Annotated in this window: 16 protein-coding genes; all 16 read left to right on the top strand. The window is 59.4% G+C overall.

The features are described from left to right. Positions 1-79 precede the first annotated feature (79 nt). The gene (locus AB4O35_RS06660; RefSeq protein WP_065891252.1) at positions 80-979 is read left to right on the top strand and encodes a LysR family transcriptional regulator; all 900 of its coding nucleotides are present in this window, start codon (positions 80-82) and stop codon (positions 977-979) included. Positions 980-1,431: 452 nt separating this feature from the next. Continuing rightward, positions 1,432-2,553: a Re/Si-specific NAD(P)(+) transhydrogenase subunit alpha gene (locus AB4O35_RS06655; RefSeq protein WP_049710711.1), complete on the top strand. Its 1,122-nt coding sequence runs from the start codon at positions 1,432-1,434 to the stop codon at positions 2,551-2,553. A 15-nt stretch (positions 2,554-2,568) separates the two neighbouring features. Then, positions 2,569-2,889, top strand: a complete 321-nt coding sequence (locus tag AB4O35_RS06650; protein ID WP_065910223.1) for an NAD(P) transhydrogenase subunit alpha part 2 — start codon at positions 2,569-2,571, stop codon at positions 2,887-2,889. Then, the gene (locus AB4O35_RS06645) at positions 2,889-4,325 is read left to right on the top strand and encodes an NAD(P)(+) transhydrogenase (Re/Si-specific) subunit beta (protein ID WP_065910221.1); all 1,437 of its coding nucleotides are present in this window, start codon (positions 2,889-2,891) and stop codon (positions 4,323-4,325) included. The genes AB4O35_RS06650 and AB4O35_RS06645 overlap by 1 nt, the downstream gene beginning before the upstream one ends. A 179-nt stretch (positions 4,326-4,504) precedes the next feature. Further along, a complete protein-coding gene (locus AB4O35_RS06640) occupies positions 4,505-5,998 on the top strand; it encodes an acetyl-CoA hydrolase/transferase family protein (protein WP_065910219.1) in 1,494 nt (497 codons plus the stop codon). Positions 5,999-6,316: 318 nt separating this feature from the next. Then, on the top strand, positions 6,317-6,529 hold the full coding sequence (locus tag AB4O35_RS06635) for a DUF1127 domain-containing protein (protein WP_049710714.1): 213 nt from the start codon (positions 6,317-6,319) through the stop codon (positions 6,527-6,529). A gap of 295 nt (positions 6,530-6,824) precedes the next feature. Next, positions 6,825-6,977, top strand: coding sequence for a DUF1127 domain-containing protein (locus AB4O35_RS06630; protein ID WP_460149571.1), 153 nt, complete (start codon positions 6,825-6,827; stop codon positions 6,975-6,977). A gap of 135 nt (positions 6,978-7,112) precedes the next feature. Continuing rightward, positions 7,113-7,433 carry a DUF2388 domain-containing protein gene (locus AB4O35_RS06625; protein WP_025854295.1) on the top strand — a complete coding sequence of 107 codons (321 nt, stop codon included), beginning with the start codon at positions 7,113-7,115 and terminating at the stop codon, positions 7,431-7,433. Positions 7,434-7,513: 80 nt separating this feature from the next. Then, positions 7,514-7,822 (top strand): DUF2388 domain-containing protein, encoded by a 309-nt coding sequence (locus AB4O35_RS06620; protein ID WP_065910217.1) that lies wholly within the window; start codon positions 7,514-7,516, stop codon positions 7,820-7,822. A 39-nt stretch (positions 7,823-7,861) separates the two neighbouring features. After that, a complete protein-coding gene (locus AB4O35_RS06615) occupies positions 7,862-8,182 on the top strand; it encodes a DUF2388 domain-containing protein (RefSeq protein ID WP_049710717.1) in 321 nt (106 codons plus the stop codon). Then, the gene (locus AB4O35_RS06610) at positions 8,179-10,140 is read left to right on the top strand and encodes a DUF7844 domain-containing protein (RefSeq protein ID WP_065875657.1); all 1,962 of its coding nucleotides are present in this window, start codon (positions 8,179-8,181) and stop codon (positions 10,138-10,140) included. The genes AB4O35_RS06615 and AB4O35_RS06610 overlap by 4 nt, the downstream gene beginning before the upstream one ends. A 346-nt stretch (positions 10,141-10,486) precedes the next feature. Further along, a complete protein-coding gene (locus tag AB4O35_RS06605) occupies positions 10,487-11,794 on the top strand; it encodes a CitMHS family transporter (protein ID WP_003187405.1) in 1,308 nt (435 codons plus the stop codon). 68 nt (positions 11,795-11,862) lie between these two features. Continuing rightward, positions 11,863-12,630: a TerC family protein gene (locus AB4O35_RS06600; protein WP_049710720.1), complete on the top strand. Its 768-nt coding sequence runs from the start codon at positions 11,863-11,865 to the stop codon at positions 12,628-12,630. A 211-nt stretch (positions 12,631-12,841) separates the two neighbouring features. Beyond that, positions 12,842-14,500 (top strand): Na/Pi cotransporter family protein, encoded by a 1,659-nt coding sequence (locus tag AB4O35_RS06595; protein ID WP_049710721.1) that lies wholly within the window; start codon positions 12,842-12,844, stop codon positions 14,498-14,500. A 57-nt stretch (positions 14,501-14,557) separates the two neighbouring features. Beyond that, positions 14,558-15,940 (top strand): M16 family metallopeptidase, encoded by a 1,383-nt coding sequence (locus AB4O35_RS06590; RefSeq protein WP_065946106.1) that lies wholly within the window; start codon positions 14,558-14,560, stop codon positions 15,938-15,940. 72 nt (positions 15,941-16,012) lie between these two features. Then, positions 16,013-17,044: a DUF5924 family protein gene (locus tag AB4O35_RS06585; RefSeq protein ID WP_065946105.1), complete on the top strand. Its 1,032-nt coding sequence runs from the start codon at positions 16,013-16,015 to the stop codon at positions 17,042-17,044. Positions 17,045-17,063 lie beyond the last annotated feature (19 nt).

Raw genomic sequence — 17,063 nt, 5'->3', positions numbered from 1 at the left:
CGCATAGGGTTGTGCTAATTTCTCACTTCGTAACGGTTAAGAACGGCCCATCAGCGCTTTATGAGTGAGGACACGGTATATGCGCAGAAAAATTCCCAGCACCACCGCCTTGGTCAGTTTTGAAGCAGCAGCCCGCCACGAAAGCTTCACCAAGGCCGCGCACGAGCTTTCGATCACTCAAGGCGCCATCTGTCGACAGATCGCCAGCCTTGAGGAGTTTTTGAGTGTCGAGCTGTTTCGGCGCTCACGGCGCGGGGTCAAGCTGACGGAAGCAGGGCTTTCCTACAGCCGTCGCGTTGCCACACAGTTAGACGCAGTGGAGCGCGATACGCTTTCGGTAATGGGACAGCAGGGCGCCAACGTCATTGAGCTGGCCGTGGTCCCGACGTTTGGCACTCAATGGTTAATACCTCGCCTTAAGGACTTTCAACGCCAGCACCCGGAAGTCACCGTCAACCTGACCAACCGCACGCGTCCCTTTCTGTTTGCCGATACCGAATTCGACGCCGCCATCTACTTCGGCGATGCCGACTGGTCCGGCACTGAATCCCATCGACTGATGGGTGAGAACCCTGTCCCCGTGTGCAGCCCACGACTTTTGGCTAGCCGCACGCAGCTCAGCGCTCAGGAGATTGCAGAGCTGCCGCTCCTGCAGCAGACCACTCGACCCTACGCGTGGCGCCAGTGGTTCAGTGCCCAACAGCTGAACATCCCCCGCGACATGACAGGCCCCCGTTACGAGCTATTCTCGATGTTGTCCCAGGCAGCCATGCATGACATGGGAATCGCGCTGATCCCGCCGTTCCTCATCCAGCGCGAGCTGGAGGAGGGCCACCTGGTGATTGCAAACCCCGAGACACTGACCAGCTCAAAGGCTTACTACCTGATGATTCCTGAGAGAAAAGTAGAATCTGCCTCCCTGCACGCATTCAGAGACTGGTTAATCGACCAATCACAGCGCTACAGCCCTAGTATCTAAAGGCTAAAGCTGAATTACTGACTATGTAGTCAATTAATTTTCGATCCTACAGATGTACATATATGTCGCATTTCAACAGACTGTATCTGTCAATCAAAAATCAGGCTAAAAGCCATGACCTACATGGCTTGTAGCGACTATTACAAGCCAATAGGCGACTATTCACACAAACCATTGCAAAACACCGCAAAAACGCCTGAAGCGCTTTAACTCCATGTATTAGAAGCGTTTATTTCGGCTTGTTGCGACAATCAGTCACAGGGTGACTTGTAGTTAATTTTTCGTCACACGTCATAATCCCTTGAAGGCCGTAAAGTTCGCCTGCAAAATGCCGCGCCCCGCTGTCATTTCAGCGGGATCGTGCTGATCGGCCGCCCCAGCTGCGCCACTCGCGGTGCACTGGCCTTTTTACAAAAAGATCAAAAGCAAAAAGATCATGCAGGAGATTTGACGTGCACATTGGTGTTCCTCTCGAAACCCAGACCGGTGAAACGCGGGTGGCTGCCACCCCGGAAACCATCAAGAAGCTGATCGGCCAGGGCCACAAGGTCACTGTTCAAAGCGGAGCAGGCATCAACGCCAGCGTCCCCGACAGTGCCTATGAAACGGCAGGCGCAACCATTGGCAGTGCCAGCGATGCGTTTGGCGCCGAGCTTATTCTCAAGGTAGTGGCCCCCAGCGACAGTGAACTTGAGCTGATCAAAAGCGGCACCGTGTTGGTGGGCATGCTCAATCCGTTCAGCAACGAAACTATCGCCAAGCTTGCCGAGCGTGGCATCACCGCCTTCGCACTGGAAGCCGCGCCGCGCACCTCCCGAGCCCAGAGCCTCGACGTGCTGTCTTCCCAAGCCAACATCGCCGGCTATAAAGCTGTGCTGCTCGCCGCTCATCACTATCCGCGCTTCATGCCGATGCTGATGACCGCCGCAGGCACCGTAAAAGCGGCGCGCGTGCTGATCCTCGGCGCTGGCGTGGCGGGCTTGCAGGCCATCGCCACGGCGAAACGTCTGGGTGCGGTGATCGAAGCGTCTGACGTACGCCCGGCCGTGAAGGAGCAGATTGAGTCCCTCGGCGCGAAGTTCGTCGACGTGCCCTACGAAACCGATGAAGAGCGCGAATGCGCCGTCGGTGTCGGTGGTTACGCCCGTCCAATGCCTACCAGCTGGATGCAGCGCCAGGCCCTGGCCGTGCACGAGCGCGCCAAGCAGGCCGACATCGTCATCACCACTGCATTGATTCCTGGCCGCAAGGCACCGACGCTGCTGAGCGCCGAGACCGTCGCGCAAATGAAGCCTGGCTCGGTGGTCATCGACCTCGCCGCAGCCCAGGGCGGCAACTGCCCGCTGACCGTCGCCGATCAAGTGGTAGTGCAGAACGGCGTGATCATTTGCGGCCCGACTAATCTGGCCGGTGCCGTAGCCGCCGATGCGTCGGCTTTATATGCACGCAACCTGCTGGACTTCCTGAAGCTGGTCTTCAACAAGGAAGGGCAGTTTGAACTCAACCTCGAAGACGACATCGTCGCCGCGTGCCTGATGTGCCGCGACGGCCAAGTCATCCGCAAAAACGCCTAAGCAGGGATTCAGACGATGGAAGAGCTTATCTCCCCCGGTATCTACAACCTGATCATCTTTGTGCTGGCGATTTATGTCGGTTACCACGTGGTCTGGAACGTTACCCCCGCGCTGCACACGCCTTTGATGGCGGTGACCAACGCCATTTCGGCGATCGTAATCGTCGGCGCCATGTTGGCTGCGTCGCTCACCGTGACACCGCTGGGCAAAACCATGGGCACACTTGCCGTGGCACTGGCGGCAGTCAACGTGTTTGGCGGCTTCCTGGTCACCCGCAGGATGCTTGAGATGTTCAAGAAGAAAGCGCCCAAAGTTAAAGAAGAGGTGCAGAAATAATGAGTATGAATCTGGTCACGACGCTGTATCTGATCGCGTCGATCTGTTTCATCCAGGCCCTCAAAGGCCTGTCGCACCCGAACACCTCGCGGCGCGGCAACCTGTTCGGCATGCTCGGCATGGCGCTGGCGGTACTCACCACCGTGGGCCTCATCTATAAGCTCGGCGCTGAGCTCGCCACTGCCGGCATCGGCTACGTGATTGTCGGCCTGCTGGTCGGCGGCACTGCCGGTTCGGTCATGGCCAAGCGCGTAGAAATGACCAAGATGCCGGAGCTGGTCGCCTTCATGCACAGCATGATCGGCCTGGCCGCGGTATTTATCGCCATCGCGGCGGTGGTGGAGCCGCAATCCCTGGGCATCGTCAAACACCTGGGCGACGCGATTCCTGCGGGTAACCGCCTGGAGCTGTTCCTCGGTGCAGCCATCGGCGCCATCACGTTCTCCGGTTCGGTGATCGCCTTCGGCAAACTGTCGGGAAAGTACAAGTTCCGCCTGTTCCAGGGCGCACCCGTTCAGTTCGGCGGTCAGCACAAGCTTAATCTGGTGCTCGGCCTCGCAACGCTCGGCCTGGGCCTGGCGTTCATGTTCACCGGCAACCTCACCGCGTTCTCGCTGATGCTGGCCCTGGCCTTCGTGCTTGGCGTGCTGATCATCATCCCAATCGGCGGCGCCGACATGCCAGTGGTGGTGTCGATGCTCAACAGTTACTCCGGCTGGGCGGCGGCGGGTATTGGCTTCTCGCTGAATAACTCGATGCTGATCATCGCCGGCTCCCTGGTGGGCTCGAGCGGCGCGATCCTGTCGTACATCATGTGCAAGGCGATGAACCGCTCCTTCTTTAATGTACTGCTCGGCGGTTTCGGCAATGCGCCGGACGCCGGTGCTGCGGCAGGTTCGAAGGAAGCACGCCCGGTAAAATCCGGCTCGGCCGACGACGCCACCTTCCTGCTGACCAACGCCGACACCGTGATCATCGTCCCGGGCTACGGCCTGGCAGTCGCTCGGGCGCAACATGCGCTCAAAGAGCTGACCGAAAAGCTGACTCACCGCGGCGTTACCGTGAAGTACGCGATCCACCCGGTGGCGGGGCGTATGCCTGGGCACATGAACGTCCTACTCGCTGAGGCAGAAGTGCCTTACGACCAAGTGTTCGAAATGGAAGACATCAACTCCGAGTTCGGCCAGGCCGACGTGGTGCTGGTGTTGGGCGCAAACGACGTGGTCAACCCGGCCGCCAAGAATGACCCGAACTCGCCGATTGCTGGCATGCCGATCCTCGAAGCGTTCAAGGCCAAGACCATCATCGTCAACAAGCGCTCGATGGCCAGCGGTTATGCTGGCCTGGATAACGAGCTGTTCTACCTGGACAAGACCATGATGGTCTTCGGTGACGCCAAGAAGGTCATCGAAGACATGGTCAAAGCCGTCGAGTAACAATGCTTCAGCGCAATACTCGAAACCCCGGCCTGCTGTAGGCTGGGGTTTTTTATGACTGCATGAAACCCGACCAAAGGCTCTAAATCGCTGCCCGGCATTCGACCATGGTAGCGGGCCGAATTTTTTTGAAATCACTAAACTGCGCACCTTGCCTCCGTAGCCCGAGATAACAATCCATGTACCGTGATCGTATCCGCTTGCCTTCGTTGTTGAACAAGGTCATGAGCGCGGCAGATGCCGCCGCACTGATCGAGGACGGCATGACCGTCGGCATGAGCGGCTTCACCCGTGCCGGTGAAGCCAAGGCCGTCCCCCACGCCCTGGCCGAACGCGCCAAGACTTCCCCACTGAAGATCACCCTGATGACCGGCGCGAGCTTGGGCAATGACCTGGATAAACAACTGACCGAAGCCGGCGTACTGTCACGACGCATGCCATTCCAAGTCGACAGCACCTTGCGTAAGGCGATCAACGCCGGCGAAGTGATGTTTATCGATCAGCACTTGTCGGAGACCGTGGAGCAACTGCGCAACAACCAGCTCAAGCTGCCGGACATCGCCGTGATCGAAGCCGTCGCCATCACCGAGCAAGGACATATCGTGCCCACCACCTCCGTGGGCAACTCGGCCAGCTTCGCCATTTTTGCCAAGCAGGTGATCATCGAGATCAACATGGCGCACAACCCAAATCTGGAAGGGTTGCACGACATCTATATCCCCACCTATCGGCCAACACGTACGCCAATCCCACTGGTCAACGTTGACGATCGCATTGGCAGCACCGCGATCCCGATTCCACCGGAAAAGATCGTCGCCATCGTTATCACCAACCAGCCCGACTCGGCCTCTACCGTGACGCCGCCTGACAACGACACCCAGGGCATCGCCAATCACCTGATCAACTTCCTCAAGCAGGAAGTCGACGCTGGCCGCATGACCAACAAGCTCGGCCCACTGCAGGCCGGGATCGGCAACATTGCCAACGCAGTGATGTGCGGGTTGATCGATTCGCCGTTCGAAGACCTCACCATGTATTCTGAAGTGTTGCAGGATTCGACCTTCGACCTCATCGACGCAGGCAAGCTGAGCTTCGCTTCGGGCAGCTCGATCACCTTGTCAGAACGACGCAATGCCGATGTGTTCGGCAACCTCGAACACTATAAGGACAAGCTGGTATTGCGCCCGCAGGAGATCTCCAACCATCCTGAAGTGGTGCGTCGCCTGGGCATCATCGGCATCAATACCGCGTTGGAGTTCGACATCTACGGCAACGTCAACTCCACTCATATCTGCGGCACCCGGATGATGAACGGCATTGGCGGCTCCGGCGATTTCGCGCGCAACGCGCATTTGGCGATCTTCGTCACCAAGTCGATTGCCAAAGGCGGTGCAATTTCCAGTGTGGTGCCAATGGTCAGCCATGTGGACCACACCGAGCATGATGTCGACATCCTGGTGACAGAAGTCGGATTGGCCGACCTGCGCGGCCTGGCGCCGAGGGAGCGGGCACGGGTGATCATCGACAATTGTGTGCACCCGGCCTACCGCGATGCGCTGAACACTTACTTCAATGCTGCTTGTGCCCTCGGTGGGCATACCCCACACATCCTGCGTGAAGCACTGAGCTGGCACATTAACCTGGAAGAAACGGGGCACATGCTCAAGGCGTGATTGATACAGATTCGAGCTGATGCAAATACAGTTTCATCAGCTCGGCACCCTCCTGGCCTTTTAATGAAAAAACTGTACTGCTGTACTGGTCATTTCCTACCTAAATATCCCACATACCTCGCCAAAAATGCCTATTTCGCACTTATTTAGTGCGGACAGGTACAGTTGCCCCGTTTTCGTACAGTACAGCACCCTTAAACAGTTAACTGCCCTCTCACAATACAAGTGAACTGTATCTAGAGAGTCTTGCGTCGGAAGAGGATCATTGGCATCAGTTAAACCACTACCTAATCCCGCCACAAGCGGAAGGATGTCATCATGGAACGTACACTCAGTTCCGATCTGTTCTCTGAAAAAGCTGTAAACAACCAAGCCGCAATGCCTCTGCGCGTTCTGGCCAACCTGATGTTGTGGCAGCGCCGCATCTCCAGCCGTCACCAACTGGCTCGCCTGGATTCGCGTCTGCTGGCTGACGCAGGTATCAGCGAAGCTCAACGTTACGAAGAGCTGAGCAAGCCGTTCTGGCGCTAACTTAGCGCTCGCTGGCCCTGACCCACCGGGTCCACTGCCAGCACTGATTCTTCAAAACAAAGCCCGCCCCGGGAAACCGGAGGCGGGCTTTGTTGTTTCCGGGATGGTGGTTTTGAACGGGAAAACAGAAGTCTTTCATAGCGACAGTTACAGTTTAAAAAATACAACAGTTAAGCAGTACAATTTAGCATTGGTGTATCTGTACCGGTCACACGGGCTCGCTCAACATGGTGTTCCAAGACCTCATGAAAGGTAACCGCCATGGATATGCCATCCCCCTCCTTATAAGCGGTTTTTGCACCAGACGACCTCCATCCTCGCTAAATGGATGCGCCGCGCCTATGAACGACGCCAGCTGTCGCGGCTTGATGGCCGGGAGCTGTCGGATCTCGGTATCAGCCATGGGGACCAAATGGCTGAACTGTCCAAGCCGTTCTGGCGTGACTAGGCAGTCGAGGCGCTTCCCGAATGGATAAGTGTCGGCTTAATATCCACTCAACACGTGGCGAACCGCGTAGCACGGGCGTCTGATCCGAATGGTTGCCCTGCGCCACCTTATCCGTTCATCTACAGGAGTCACCCCATGTCCCGTCTTCGCCTGCTGAGTGCTGCAGCCCTGTTGGCCCTGGCTGCCAATGCCAATGCGACCAGCTTCATCGTGACCACCGACTCCATCGTCGGCGCGCTGAAGGCCACTTCCGACGCCAGCTCCGATGCCACTTCGTCCCTGCGTGACAATAAGGTCGTGCGCGCCGCTCGTGACGACGCCGCCAGCTTTGTCGCCAGCGAAGGCGCCATTCGTGGAGTAAAACTGGAAAGCGCCCTGGCGCAGATTCGCCAACAGGCTCCGCAACTGAACACTGCGACTGACGCCCAACTGGCCCAGGCCATCCTGGCGATCTGACGACAGGACGGATGCCTGGGCGCTGGCTCTCGCCCGGGCATTGCGCTAGCCTTGGCGCTCGCTTTCAATAGTCGAGTCCTATGGCTTTTTCATACCGCCTTTTAATAGTCCCTTTGATATTTTCCGCCGGCTGGTCGCCACTGTCTTCGGCCTTTGACCTGACCACTCAGAGCACCGTCGTCAGCGCGTACGCCACCAGTAAAGTGACCTCCGCACCCTTCGACAAAAAAGTGATAATGGCCGCCCAGGACGACGCTGCTGCATTTATCGCCACTGACGGCCAATGGCGGGGTGCACGGCTGGAGTCGGCGCTGGATTACCTGCGCCGTAACCAACCAAAACTTAACGCCAGCGACCTTGAACTGGCGCAAGCAATTCTCGTCCAATAATCATCTTTGTATTTCCATCTTTGTATTTGGAGTTATTCCATGCGTAGCCCGCTGATCGCCGCCACCCTTGGCCTGCTGTTGTTGGCCGACGTTGCCCAGGCGCATACCTTGGTTGCCACCAGTAACATCATTGTTCGCGCCTCTGGCCGCACCATTGATTTCACCTCGGACACCACCACTTCCATCCGCGATTCCAAAGTGGTGCGCGAAGCCCACGATGACGCCGCCAGCTTCGTAGCTACCAACGGCGAGATCCGTGGCGCGCGATTGGAAGCAGCCTTCGACACCCTGCGCACACGCTTGCCCGAAGCCCGTGACGCCAGTGACCAGACGCTCGCTGAAGCTATCCTCGCACTGTGAGGCGAATTGCCGCCTGGCTCCTGGCCGGGGCCGTGCTGCTGTGTGCCAGCGCGGCCCAGGCCAGCCTGCAACTGCGGCTCAAGACCGAGGGCTTGAGCCCGGCTGAACAACAGGCCAGCCAGGCGTTGCTCGACGAAGCGATGCGCTCTTTGCCGCCGCGCTTTATCGAGCAGTTGGACCGACGCATCGATGTCGGCTGGACCGACAAGATGCCCGAAAACGCCTACGGTCAAGCCTCCCTGGTGTCCGAGCTGGACCTCAACCGCAACCTGCTCGCCAGCCTCACCGATGGCAGCGCCGCTACTCAGAAAACCAATCGCCCCCACGGCACTGTGCGCCGGGAAATGCTTGCCACGGTGCTGCATGAACTGACCCATATCTATGACCGTGCGCGCCTGTGGTCCAAAGAAGACCGTGCGCTGATCAATCGTTGCAGCCGCCAGAACAGCCTCACCGGCCTCATCGGTCTGCCTGATCAATGCCGTGGCCAGAACGGCCGACGCTTTACCCTAAGCGATGACCCTCGCCTGCTGGACCTTGCCGGCTGGCCGCAATACGTTGGTCGGCGCGGCGAGCGTGAGCAGAACAATCACCAGGTCGCCCGCAGCCCGGACATCTACGAAACCACCAGCCCGCTGGAATTTGTCGCGGTCAATATGGAGTACTTCCTCCTCGACCCAAGCTACGCCTGCCGCCGCCCCTCACTGTTCCGCTATTACAAGGAACACTTCGGCTGGGCCCCGCCCGAACAAGACACCTGCGCCAAGAGCTACGCATTCCTGAACGCCGGCAACGACTTCGCCAAGACACCGCTGGGCCATGTCGACCCGGAGCGCGTCTACGAAATTGACTACCTGCTGGCCGAAGCCAACCAGAACCTGGTCAGCCGCTGGGGCCACAGCATGTTGCGCCTGGTGATCTGTGCGCCGGGCCGCCCGCGAGGGCCGGATTGTCGGCTGGACCTGGACCAGCATCTAGTGTTGTCCTACCGCGCGTTTGTCGGTGACGTACAGCTGTCGAGCTGGGATGGCCTGGTTGGCAAGTACCCGTCGCGACTGTTTGTACTGCCGCTGGCGCAAGTGATCGACGAGTACACCAAGACCGAGTTGCGCGGCTTGGCCTCTGTACCGTTGAAACTGACCCGCCAGGAAATCAACGACACCGTCGAACATGCCGCCGAAATGCACTGGAGCTATGACGGCAACTACTTCTTCATTTCCAACAACTGCGCAGTGGAAAGCCTCAAGCTGTTACGCAGCGGCAGCGCCAACCCACAACTGACCGGCCTGGATAACATCACCCCCAATGGTTTGCTGGAGGTTCTGAGCGCCCGCGGCCTGGCCGACACAAGTGTGCTGGACGACAAGCGCAAGGCCTTGCGCCTGGGCTATCACTTCGACTCCTTCCGCGAGCGTTACCAAGCGATGTTCGATGTGCTGCGAAAACACCTGCCGATCAAACAAACCCAGGTCGAAGACTGGCTGTCTCTCAGCGCAGAGGAACGCCGCCAGTGGTTCGGCCAGGCCGACCTGCGCACCAGCGCCGCGTTGCTGCTGCTGGAGCAGGCGAGCTTTCGTAAACAGTTGATGCTGGCCCAGGACGAGGTCAAACAACGCTACCTCGGTGCTCGCGAGCTGAAAAACGGTGGCATGGAGAAAGCCAACGCCACGTTGCAACAGATCCTCGCCAACAGCGGCTTCCTCAGCCGCCCGGCGGAGCTGCTGGGCAGCGGTGGCTACGGGCTGCCGCAACCGTCGGAATCCAAACGCCTGGAATCGGAAAGCGCCGAACGCCAGAAGCAGCTGCAATCGCTGACCGGCGAACTGGATAAAGAGGTGAGGGCGCTGCTGGAGCCTTCCCGCTCCGCCGAAATTGCTGCGTGCGAAGCCAACCTCAAGCAGGTGGGCGAGCATTTGCGGGCATTGCATAAGGCCGCCGGCGGTCTGGAGCTCCCATAGACACCCGCAACTCCCGTAGCAGCTGTCGAGCGCCAGCGAGGCTGCGTCGGCGGACTGCCTGACGCACCGCAACGCAGCCTCGCTGGCGCTCGACAGCTGCTACGACAACTTATTGCACCTCTCATCACCTGTTTTGCCAGCGAAAGCTGGCTGAAAGCTTTCGCGACTAGGATCACCTCCAACTGCCGGCAACAGACCGGCTGTACACAACAACAATGGTGATTCCCGATGTCCGCCCGTACCCGCCTGTTCGCCCCAACTCCACCCGTACGCCTCGTGCCTTTCGTTCTGCGCTGACCCCCACCGGTTCGCCATTCCCTAGCCGCGCTACGCCTGGAGTATTCCTATGCTGACTTTCCTTGGCTTTGCCATGGTCATCACGTTCATGTTCTTGATCATGACCAAGCGCCTGTCCGCGCTGATCGCCCTGATCATCGTGCCGATCCTGTTTGCGCTGTTCGGCGGTTTCGCCCCGAAGATCGGCCCGATGATGCTCGAAGGCATCACCAAGCTCGCGCCGACCGGCGTGATGCTGATGTTCGCCATTCTCTACTTTGCCCTGATGATCGACTCCGGCCTATTCGACCCGGCCGTGCGCAAGATCCTCAAGATGGTCAAGGGTGATCCGCTCAAAGTCTCCGTCGGCACCGCTGTGCTGGCCCTGGTCGTGTCCCTCGACGGTGACGGGGCCACCACCTACATGATCTGCGTGGCCGCCATGTTGCCGCTGTACCAGCGCATCGGCATGAGCCCGCGGATCATGGCCGGCTTGATCATTCTCGCCGGTGGCGTGATGAACATGACCCCTTGGGGCGGCCCGACCGCCCGCGCCGCCAGTGCGCTGCATGTGGACCCATCGGATATTTTCGTGCCGATGATCCCGGCCATGGCCGCTGGCGTGGTCGCGATCCTAGTGATCGCCTACATGTACGGCAAGCGCGAACGTGCGCGCTTGGGTGAACTGCACCTGCAAGGTGACGAGATCGACCACAGTGAAATCAGCGTGTCGCAATTCCCGGATGCCCGCCGTCCGAAGCTGATCTGGTTCAACGGCGCGCTGACCCTGGCGCTGATGTGCACCCTGATCGCCGGTCTGTTGCCACTGCCGGTGCTGTTCATGGTGGCGTTCAGTATCGCAATGATCGTCAACTACCCGTGCCTGCAACAGCAGAAAGACCGCGTCGCCGCCCATGCCGGCAGCGTCTTGGCGGTGGTGGGGCTGATCTTCGCCGCCGGTATCTTCACCGGCATTCTGTCCGGTACCGGCATGGTCGACGCCATGTCCAAGAGCCTGCTGGCGGTCATCCCGGAAGCGATGGGCCCGTACCTGGCGGTAATCACCGCGCTGGTCAGCATGCCCTTCACCTTCTTCATGTCCAACGACGCGTTCTACTATGGCGTACTGCCCGTACTCGCCGAAGCCGCCAGCCACTACGGCATCACCGCCGTCGAGATGGCCCGCGCGTCTATTGTTGGCCAGCCTGTGCACTTGCTCAGCCCGCTGGTACCTTCGACCTACTTGCTGGTAGCTCTGGCCGGTATCGAATTTGGCGATCACCAGCGCTTCACGCTGAAGTGGGCAGTGCTGGTATGCCTGTGCATAATGTTCGCCGCATTGCTGATGGGGATTTTTCCGCTGTTCAGCACTCTATAATCGTACCGACTCACTCACCGCGCGGCGCTGCAGCTTGCGCGGTCTAACACTTGCTCAAAGGAATACACATGGAATGGCTGACCAATCCGGAAATCTGGATTGCCTTCTTCACGCTGACGGCCCTCGAGATCGTTCTGGGTATCGATAACATCATCATGATTTCGATCCTGGTCAGCCGCATGCCCAAGCATATGCAGGCGCGCACCCGGATCTTCGGCCTGGCGCTGGCCATGGTCACGCGCATTCTGTTGCTGCTGTCGATCACGTGGGTCATGCAACTGACCAACGACCTGTTCGTGGTCTTCGGCCAAGGCATTTCCGGTCGCGACCTGATCCTGTTCTTCGGTGGCCTGTTCCTGCTGTGGAAAAGCTCCCAGGAGATGTACCACGCGCTCGAAGGTGAAGACGAAACCCACGAAGAACCGGGCGGCAAAGGTGGCAAGTTCATCTACACCATCATCCAGATCGCGATCATCGACATCGTGTTCTCCCTGGACTCGGTGATCACCGCTGTCGGCATGGTTTCCCATGTGCCGGTCATGGTTGCGGCGATTGTCGTGGCAGTGCTGGTGATGATGCTGGCGGCCGGCACCATCAGCGAATTCATCGACAAGCACCCGTCGCTGAAGATGCTCGCGCTGTCGTTCCTGCTGGTCGTGGGTACCGTGCTGATCGCCGAATCGTTCGATGTGCACGTGCCAAAAGGCTACGTCTACTTCGCCATGGCGTTCTCGCTGGCAGTGGAAGCGGTGAACATCAAGATGCGTACCGCCATCGCGAAAAAGCGCAAACAGCAGGATCCTGTGAAACTGCGCAAAGATATTCCGGGTCAATAAAACTGACTCGCTGCTGAAAAAGGGGCTTTCGAGCCCTTTTTTCTCGTCTGCAAAAAGCTGATTTCATGACAGTTTTGTTTCAATCCCCACTTTAGCTATGCGATGCTGGCGCAGAACCCATTCGCCAACTACAGCTTAATCACAAGACGTAGAACGGCAGCGGCAATTCTCATTTGCGTCGATTGGCGCACACCCACACGGGGGGCCGAGCATGCTGACCTTGCTCAATCTGCTTTCCGCCGTGACCCTGCTTATCTGGGGCACGCACATCGTCCGTACCGGCATCCTGCGGGTCTACGGCTCCAACTTGCGCCAAGTCATCGGGCAGAACATGTCCAAGCGCTGGCTGGCGTTTGTTGCCGGTATCCTGGTGACCGCCATGGTGCAGAGCAGCAACGCCACGGCGATGCTGGTGACTTCCTTTGTTGGCCAGGGCCTGATGGGACTGATGCCCGCCCTGGCGACCATGCTGGGCGCCGACGTCGGTACCGCGCTGATGGCGCGCGTGTTGACCTTTGACTTGTCCTGGCTGTCGCCGCTGCTGATTTTTCTCGGGGTGATTTTCTTCCTGTCGCGCAAGCAGACGCGGGCAGGGCAGTTGGGCCGGGTCGGCATTGGCCTCGGGCTGATCATCCTCGCGCTGCAACTGATCGTCGAAGCCGCCGGGCCGATCACCCACGCACAGGGCGTGAAAGTGCTGTTCGCTTCATTAACCGGCGACATCCTGCTCGACGCCCTGGTCGGTGCCTTGTTCGCGATGATTTCCTACTCCAGCCTGGCCGCCGTGCTGCTGACCGCCACCCTGGCCGGCGCCGGCGTGATCGGCCTGCACGTGGCCATCGGCTTGGTGATCGGCGCCAACATCGGCAGCGGCGTGCTGGCCTTCCTCAGCACCAGCATGCAGAACGCCGCCGGCCGCCAAGTGGCCTTGGGCAGCTTGCTGTACAAATTGATCGGCCTGCTGCTGATCATCCCGGTACTCGACCCGCTGGTGCTGTGGATGGATGGCCTGGACTACAGCGCCCAAGGCATGGTCATCACCTTCCACCTGCTCTACAACGTCAGTCGTTGCCTGATCCTGTTGCCCACCATCGGCCCGATGGCGCGGCTGTGCGCCTGGCTGCTGCCTGAACGTGAAGAGGTCAACGGCAAGGCCAAACCGCGCCATCTGGATCCTACCGCACTGACCACGCCGAGCCTGGCACTGGCCAACGCCGCCCGCGAAACCCTGCGCCTGGGCGACCTCATCGACAACATGCTCACCGCCATGCAGGAGGTACTGCGCGGCAAACAGACCGCTATCACCCAGGAAATGCGCAGCCTCAGTGACGATGTCGAAGCGCTCTACAGCGCGATCAAACTCTACCTGGCGCAAATGCCCCGCGAAGACCTCAGCGAACAGGACAGCCGCCGTTGGGCCGAGATCATTGAGTTGTCGATCAACCTGAAACTGGCCGGCGACCTGATCGAACGCATGCTGCGCAAAGTCCAGCAGCAGAAAACCTCCCAGCGCCGCCAGTTCTCCGAAGTGGGCCTGGAAGAACTGACCGGCCTGCACGGCCAACTGATCGCCAACCTGCGCCTCGGCTTGTCGGTATTCCTCAGCGCGGACCCGGAAAGCGCTCGCCAATTGCTGCGCGAGAAGCGCCGTTTCCGCGCCCAGGAACGCCGTCTGGCCCACGCCCATGTCAGCCGCCTGCAGCGCAAAATCGTACAGAGCCTAGAGACCAGTTCCCTGCATCTGGAACTGATTGCCGACATGAAACGCCTGAACTCGTTGTTTTGCAGCAGTGCTTATGTAGTGTTGGAAACGTCCGACACCGGCGCGCTCTCCGCCGAAGATATTGCCGACATCACACACTCGCCCTGAACGGATGATGGCCCGTGAAGTCAGTTAAAGCTGACCTCACTCGCCAGGAAGCTTGTTATGCGTCGCCTGTTATTCGCTTGCCTGCTCATGAGCTGTACCCACGCCTTTGCCTTTGACCGCCTGCAAGTCGAGGGCTACACCTTGCCCAACGGCCTGCAATTGCTGCTCAAACCGGGCACCGAGCGCGGGCACGTGGCGATTCGCCTGGTGGTGGGCGTAGGGCTGGATGACTTCAGTTGCGAGGACAAAGAGCTGCCGCACTTGCTGGAACACTTGCTGTTCAGCGGCATCGACGGCGGCGGCGAAGGTGACCTGGAAGACCGCATGCAGGCGCTGGGCGGCGAGTGGAACGCCTACACCAGCAATGCCGACACCACCTTTGTGATCGAAGCGCCCGCGCAAAATCAGCGCAAGGTGCTCGACCTGCTGCTGGCGATCATCACCCGTACCGAACTGACCGACGCCAATATCAACGCCGCCAAGCAAGTGGTCGAGCGCGAAGACGGCGGCCACTATTCACACCTGCAACGCCTACTGGACCGCCAGGACCTGGGCCACACTGCCAGCAATCAACTGGCCGTCGAGCTTGGCCTCAAGTGTGCTGAACGTGCGGAGGTCGATCACCTGACCCGCGACCAATTGGAGAAGCTGCGCAAAAACTGGTACGCGCCTAACAACATGACGCTGATCATCGTCGGCGACCTCGACAAACTGCTGCCGGCTTATCTGGAACGCACCTATGGCCAACTCGACCCGGTCGAGCCGACTGAACACCCCGCGCTGCCTGACATCCAGCACGCCGCCGCCAGTCATCGTGAACTGATTCACGGCTGGGTAGGCGACAGCGCCAAGCTGCACTGGCTGTTTCCCGAGCCGGTGCTGGACGAACAGCACGACGAAACCTACGACTTGCTCAAGGACTACCTCGACTGGGCGCTGTACCGCCAACTACGCCTCAAGCACGGCTTGTCCTACGGCCCCTGGAGCGAACGCGAAGTACTCGGCGGCGTCGGCTTCCTCAGCCTGAACGCCGACCTTGAGCGGGAAAACCTCCCCGTAGCCGAACAGGTACTCCAGGACCTCAAGGCGCAACTGCTCAAGGATGGCCTCGACCCTGCGGTATTCGCGCGCCTGCAACAGGCTGCAATCGCGCGCCAGGCCTGGGCCGTTCAAGGTAACAGCGCGTTGGCCGACTACTATTGGAGTGCATCCAGCGATTACAACAAAGGCCGCTTCAGCGACCCGGCCAAGCGCATCAAGGCGGTGAGCCTGGACCAGACCAACCAAGCCATGCGCCAAGTGTTCAAGCAGCCCGGCTACTGGCGCATCGAGAAACCGCTGCTGAGCTATGACGCCCTCAGTTGGATCGGCGCCGGCGTACTCGGGCTGATCGCCATTATGCTGATCGGCGTGCGGGTTTATCGCAAACGGATCGCGTAATGAGGCACCGGACGACGGGCTAAGACGCTATTCTGTCTCGGATTTTTCCCTACAAAGACTGCGAACCGCCGAATGCCAAACCTGACCCGCATAATCACCCGCATCCTCGAGCTGATGAAGCGCTACCCAGGGGTGATTGCACTCGGCGGTTTTATCTCGGGTGTGTGCAGTTTCATCCTGGTGGATCGCCAGCAAGGCATGGCGAGCTGGATCGCCGTGATCATGCTGGTGAGCTGGCTATGGCTGATGCTGGAAAACAGCTTTACCCAGCTGTTCACCAAAGTCTTCAAGCGCGAAATTCCCGAACCCCTGTTGCGCTACGCGACCCAGATGATCCACCAGGAAAGTCTGTTTTTTGTGCTGCCGTTCTTTTTTGTCACCACCGCCTGGAACAGCGGCCAATCGATTTTCACCGGGCTGCTTGGGGCGGCGGCGCTGGTGTCGATCATCGACCCGCTGTACTACAAGTGGCTGGCGCCCAAGCGCTCGCTGTTTCTGGCGCTGCATACCCTGACCCTGTTCGCCGCATTGCTCACCGCACTGCCGATCATCCTGCACCTGACCACGGCCCAGAGTTACAAGCTCGCCCTCGGCGTAGCCATGGTCTTGTCGATTCCGAGCCTGGCGGTGAGCCTGCCGCTGCGCAGCCTCAAAGGCTGGGCGATGCTGCTCGGGGTCACTGCCGCCATAGGCTGTGCCGGTTGGTTTCTACGCAGCTGGGTACCGCCAGCCACGTTGTGGATGACTGAAGTCGCCATCAGTACCCAACTGCAAGACCGCACCCCCGGCGATGACCTCAAGGAAGTCAACGCCGCGCAGCTGCGAAGCAGCGGGCTGTACGCCTACACCGCGATCAACGCCCCGCGCGGGCTGGATGAACGGATCTACCACGTGTGGAAATTCAACGGCAAAGAGGTCGACCGCATCGCCCTGGATATCCACGGCGGGCGCAAAGAGGGCTATCGCGCCTGGACCCACAAGCAGAATTTCCCAGGCGACTCGGTAGGCCGCTGGCAAGTGCAGGTTTTGACAGAAGACGGGCAGGTGATCGGCGTACTGCGGTTCAAAGTCACCGACACAGCACAAACGGACAATCCAAAGTAGGACGTATCGTGCTATTACG

The sequence above is a fragment of the Pseudomonas sp. H1_A03 genome, from assembly GCF_054685145.1.
The sequence above is the reverse complement of the archived record's forward strand: the minus strand, read 5'-3'. Positions and strand labels throughout refer to the sequence as shown.

What these genes read in the sequence shown, in the direction of transcription:
- AB4O35_RS06600 (WP_049710720.1), top strand. Translation starts at nt 11,863, where the DNA reads ATGGAATGGCTGACCAATCCGGAAATCTGGATTGCCTTCTTCACGCTG.
- AB4O35_RS06605 (WP_003187405.1), top strand. Translation starts at nt 10,487, where the DNA reads ATGCTGACTTTCCTTGGCTTTGCCATGGTCATCACGTTCATGTTCTTG.
- AB4O35_RS06635 (WP_049710714.1), top strand. Translation starts at nt 6,317, where the DNA reads ATGGAACGTACACTCAGTTCCGATCTGTTCTCTGAAAAAGCTGTAAAC.
- AB4O35_RS06615 (WP_049710717.1), top strand. Translation starts at nt 7,862, where the DNA reads ATGCGTAGCCCGCTGATCGCCGCCACCCTTGGCCTGCTGTTGTTGGCC.
- AB4O35_RS06645 (WP_065910221.1), top strand. Translation starts at nt 2,889, where the DNA reads ATGAGTATGAATCTGGTCACGACGCTGTATCTGATCGCGTCGATCTGT.
- AB4O35_RS06585 (WP_065946105.1), top strand. Translation starts at nt 16,013, where the DNA reads ATGCCAAACCTGACCCGCATAATCACCCGCATCCTCGAGCTGATGAAG.
- AB4O35_RS06650 (WP_065910223.1), top strand. Translation starts at nt 2,569, where the DNA reads ATGGAAGAGCTTATCTCCCCCGGTATCTACAACCTGATCATCTTTGTG.
- AB4O35_RS06625 (WP_025854295.1), top strand. Translation starts at nt 7,113, where the DNA reads ATGTCCCGTCTTCGCCTGCTGAGTGCTGCAGCCCTGTTGGCCCTGGCT.
- AB4O35_RS06660 (WP_065891252.1), top strand. Translation starts at nt 80, where the DNA reads ATGCGCAGAAAAATTCCCAGCACCACCGCCTTGGTCAGTTTTGAAGCA.
- AB4O35_RS06590 (WP_065946106.1), top strand. Translation starts at nt 14,558, where the DNA reads ATGCGTCGCCTGTTATTCGCTTGCCTGCTCATGAGCTGTACCCACGCC.
- AB4O35_RS06595 (WP_049710721.1), top strand. Translation starts at nt 12,842, where the DNA reads ATGCTGACCTTGCTCAATCTGCTTTCCGCCGTGACCCTGCTTATCTGG.
- AB4O35_RS06640 (WP_065910219.1), top strand. Translation starts at nt 4,505, where the DNA reads ATGTACCGTGATCGTATCCGCTTGCCTTCGTTGTTGAACAAGGTCATG.
- AB4O35_RS06620 (WP_065910217.1), top strand. Translation starts at nt 7,514, where the DNA reads ATGGCTTTTTCATACCGCCTTTTAATAGTCCCTTTGATATTTTCCGCC.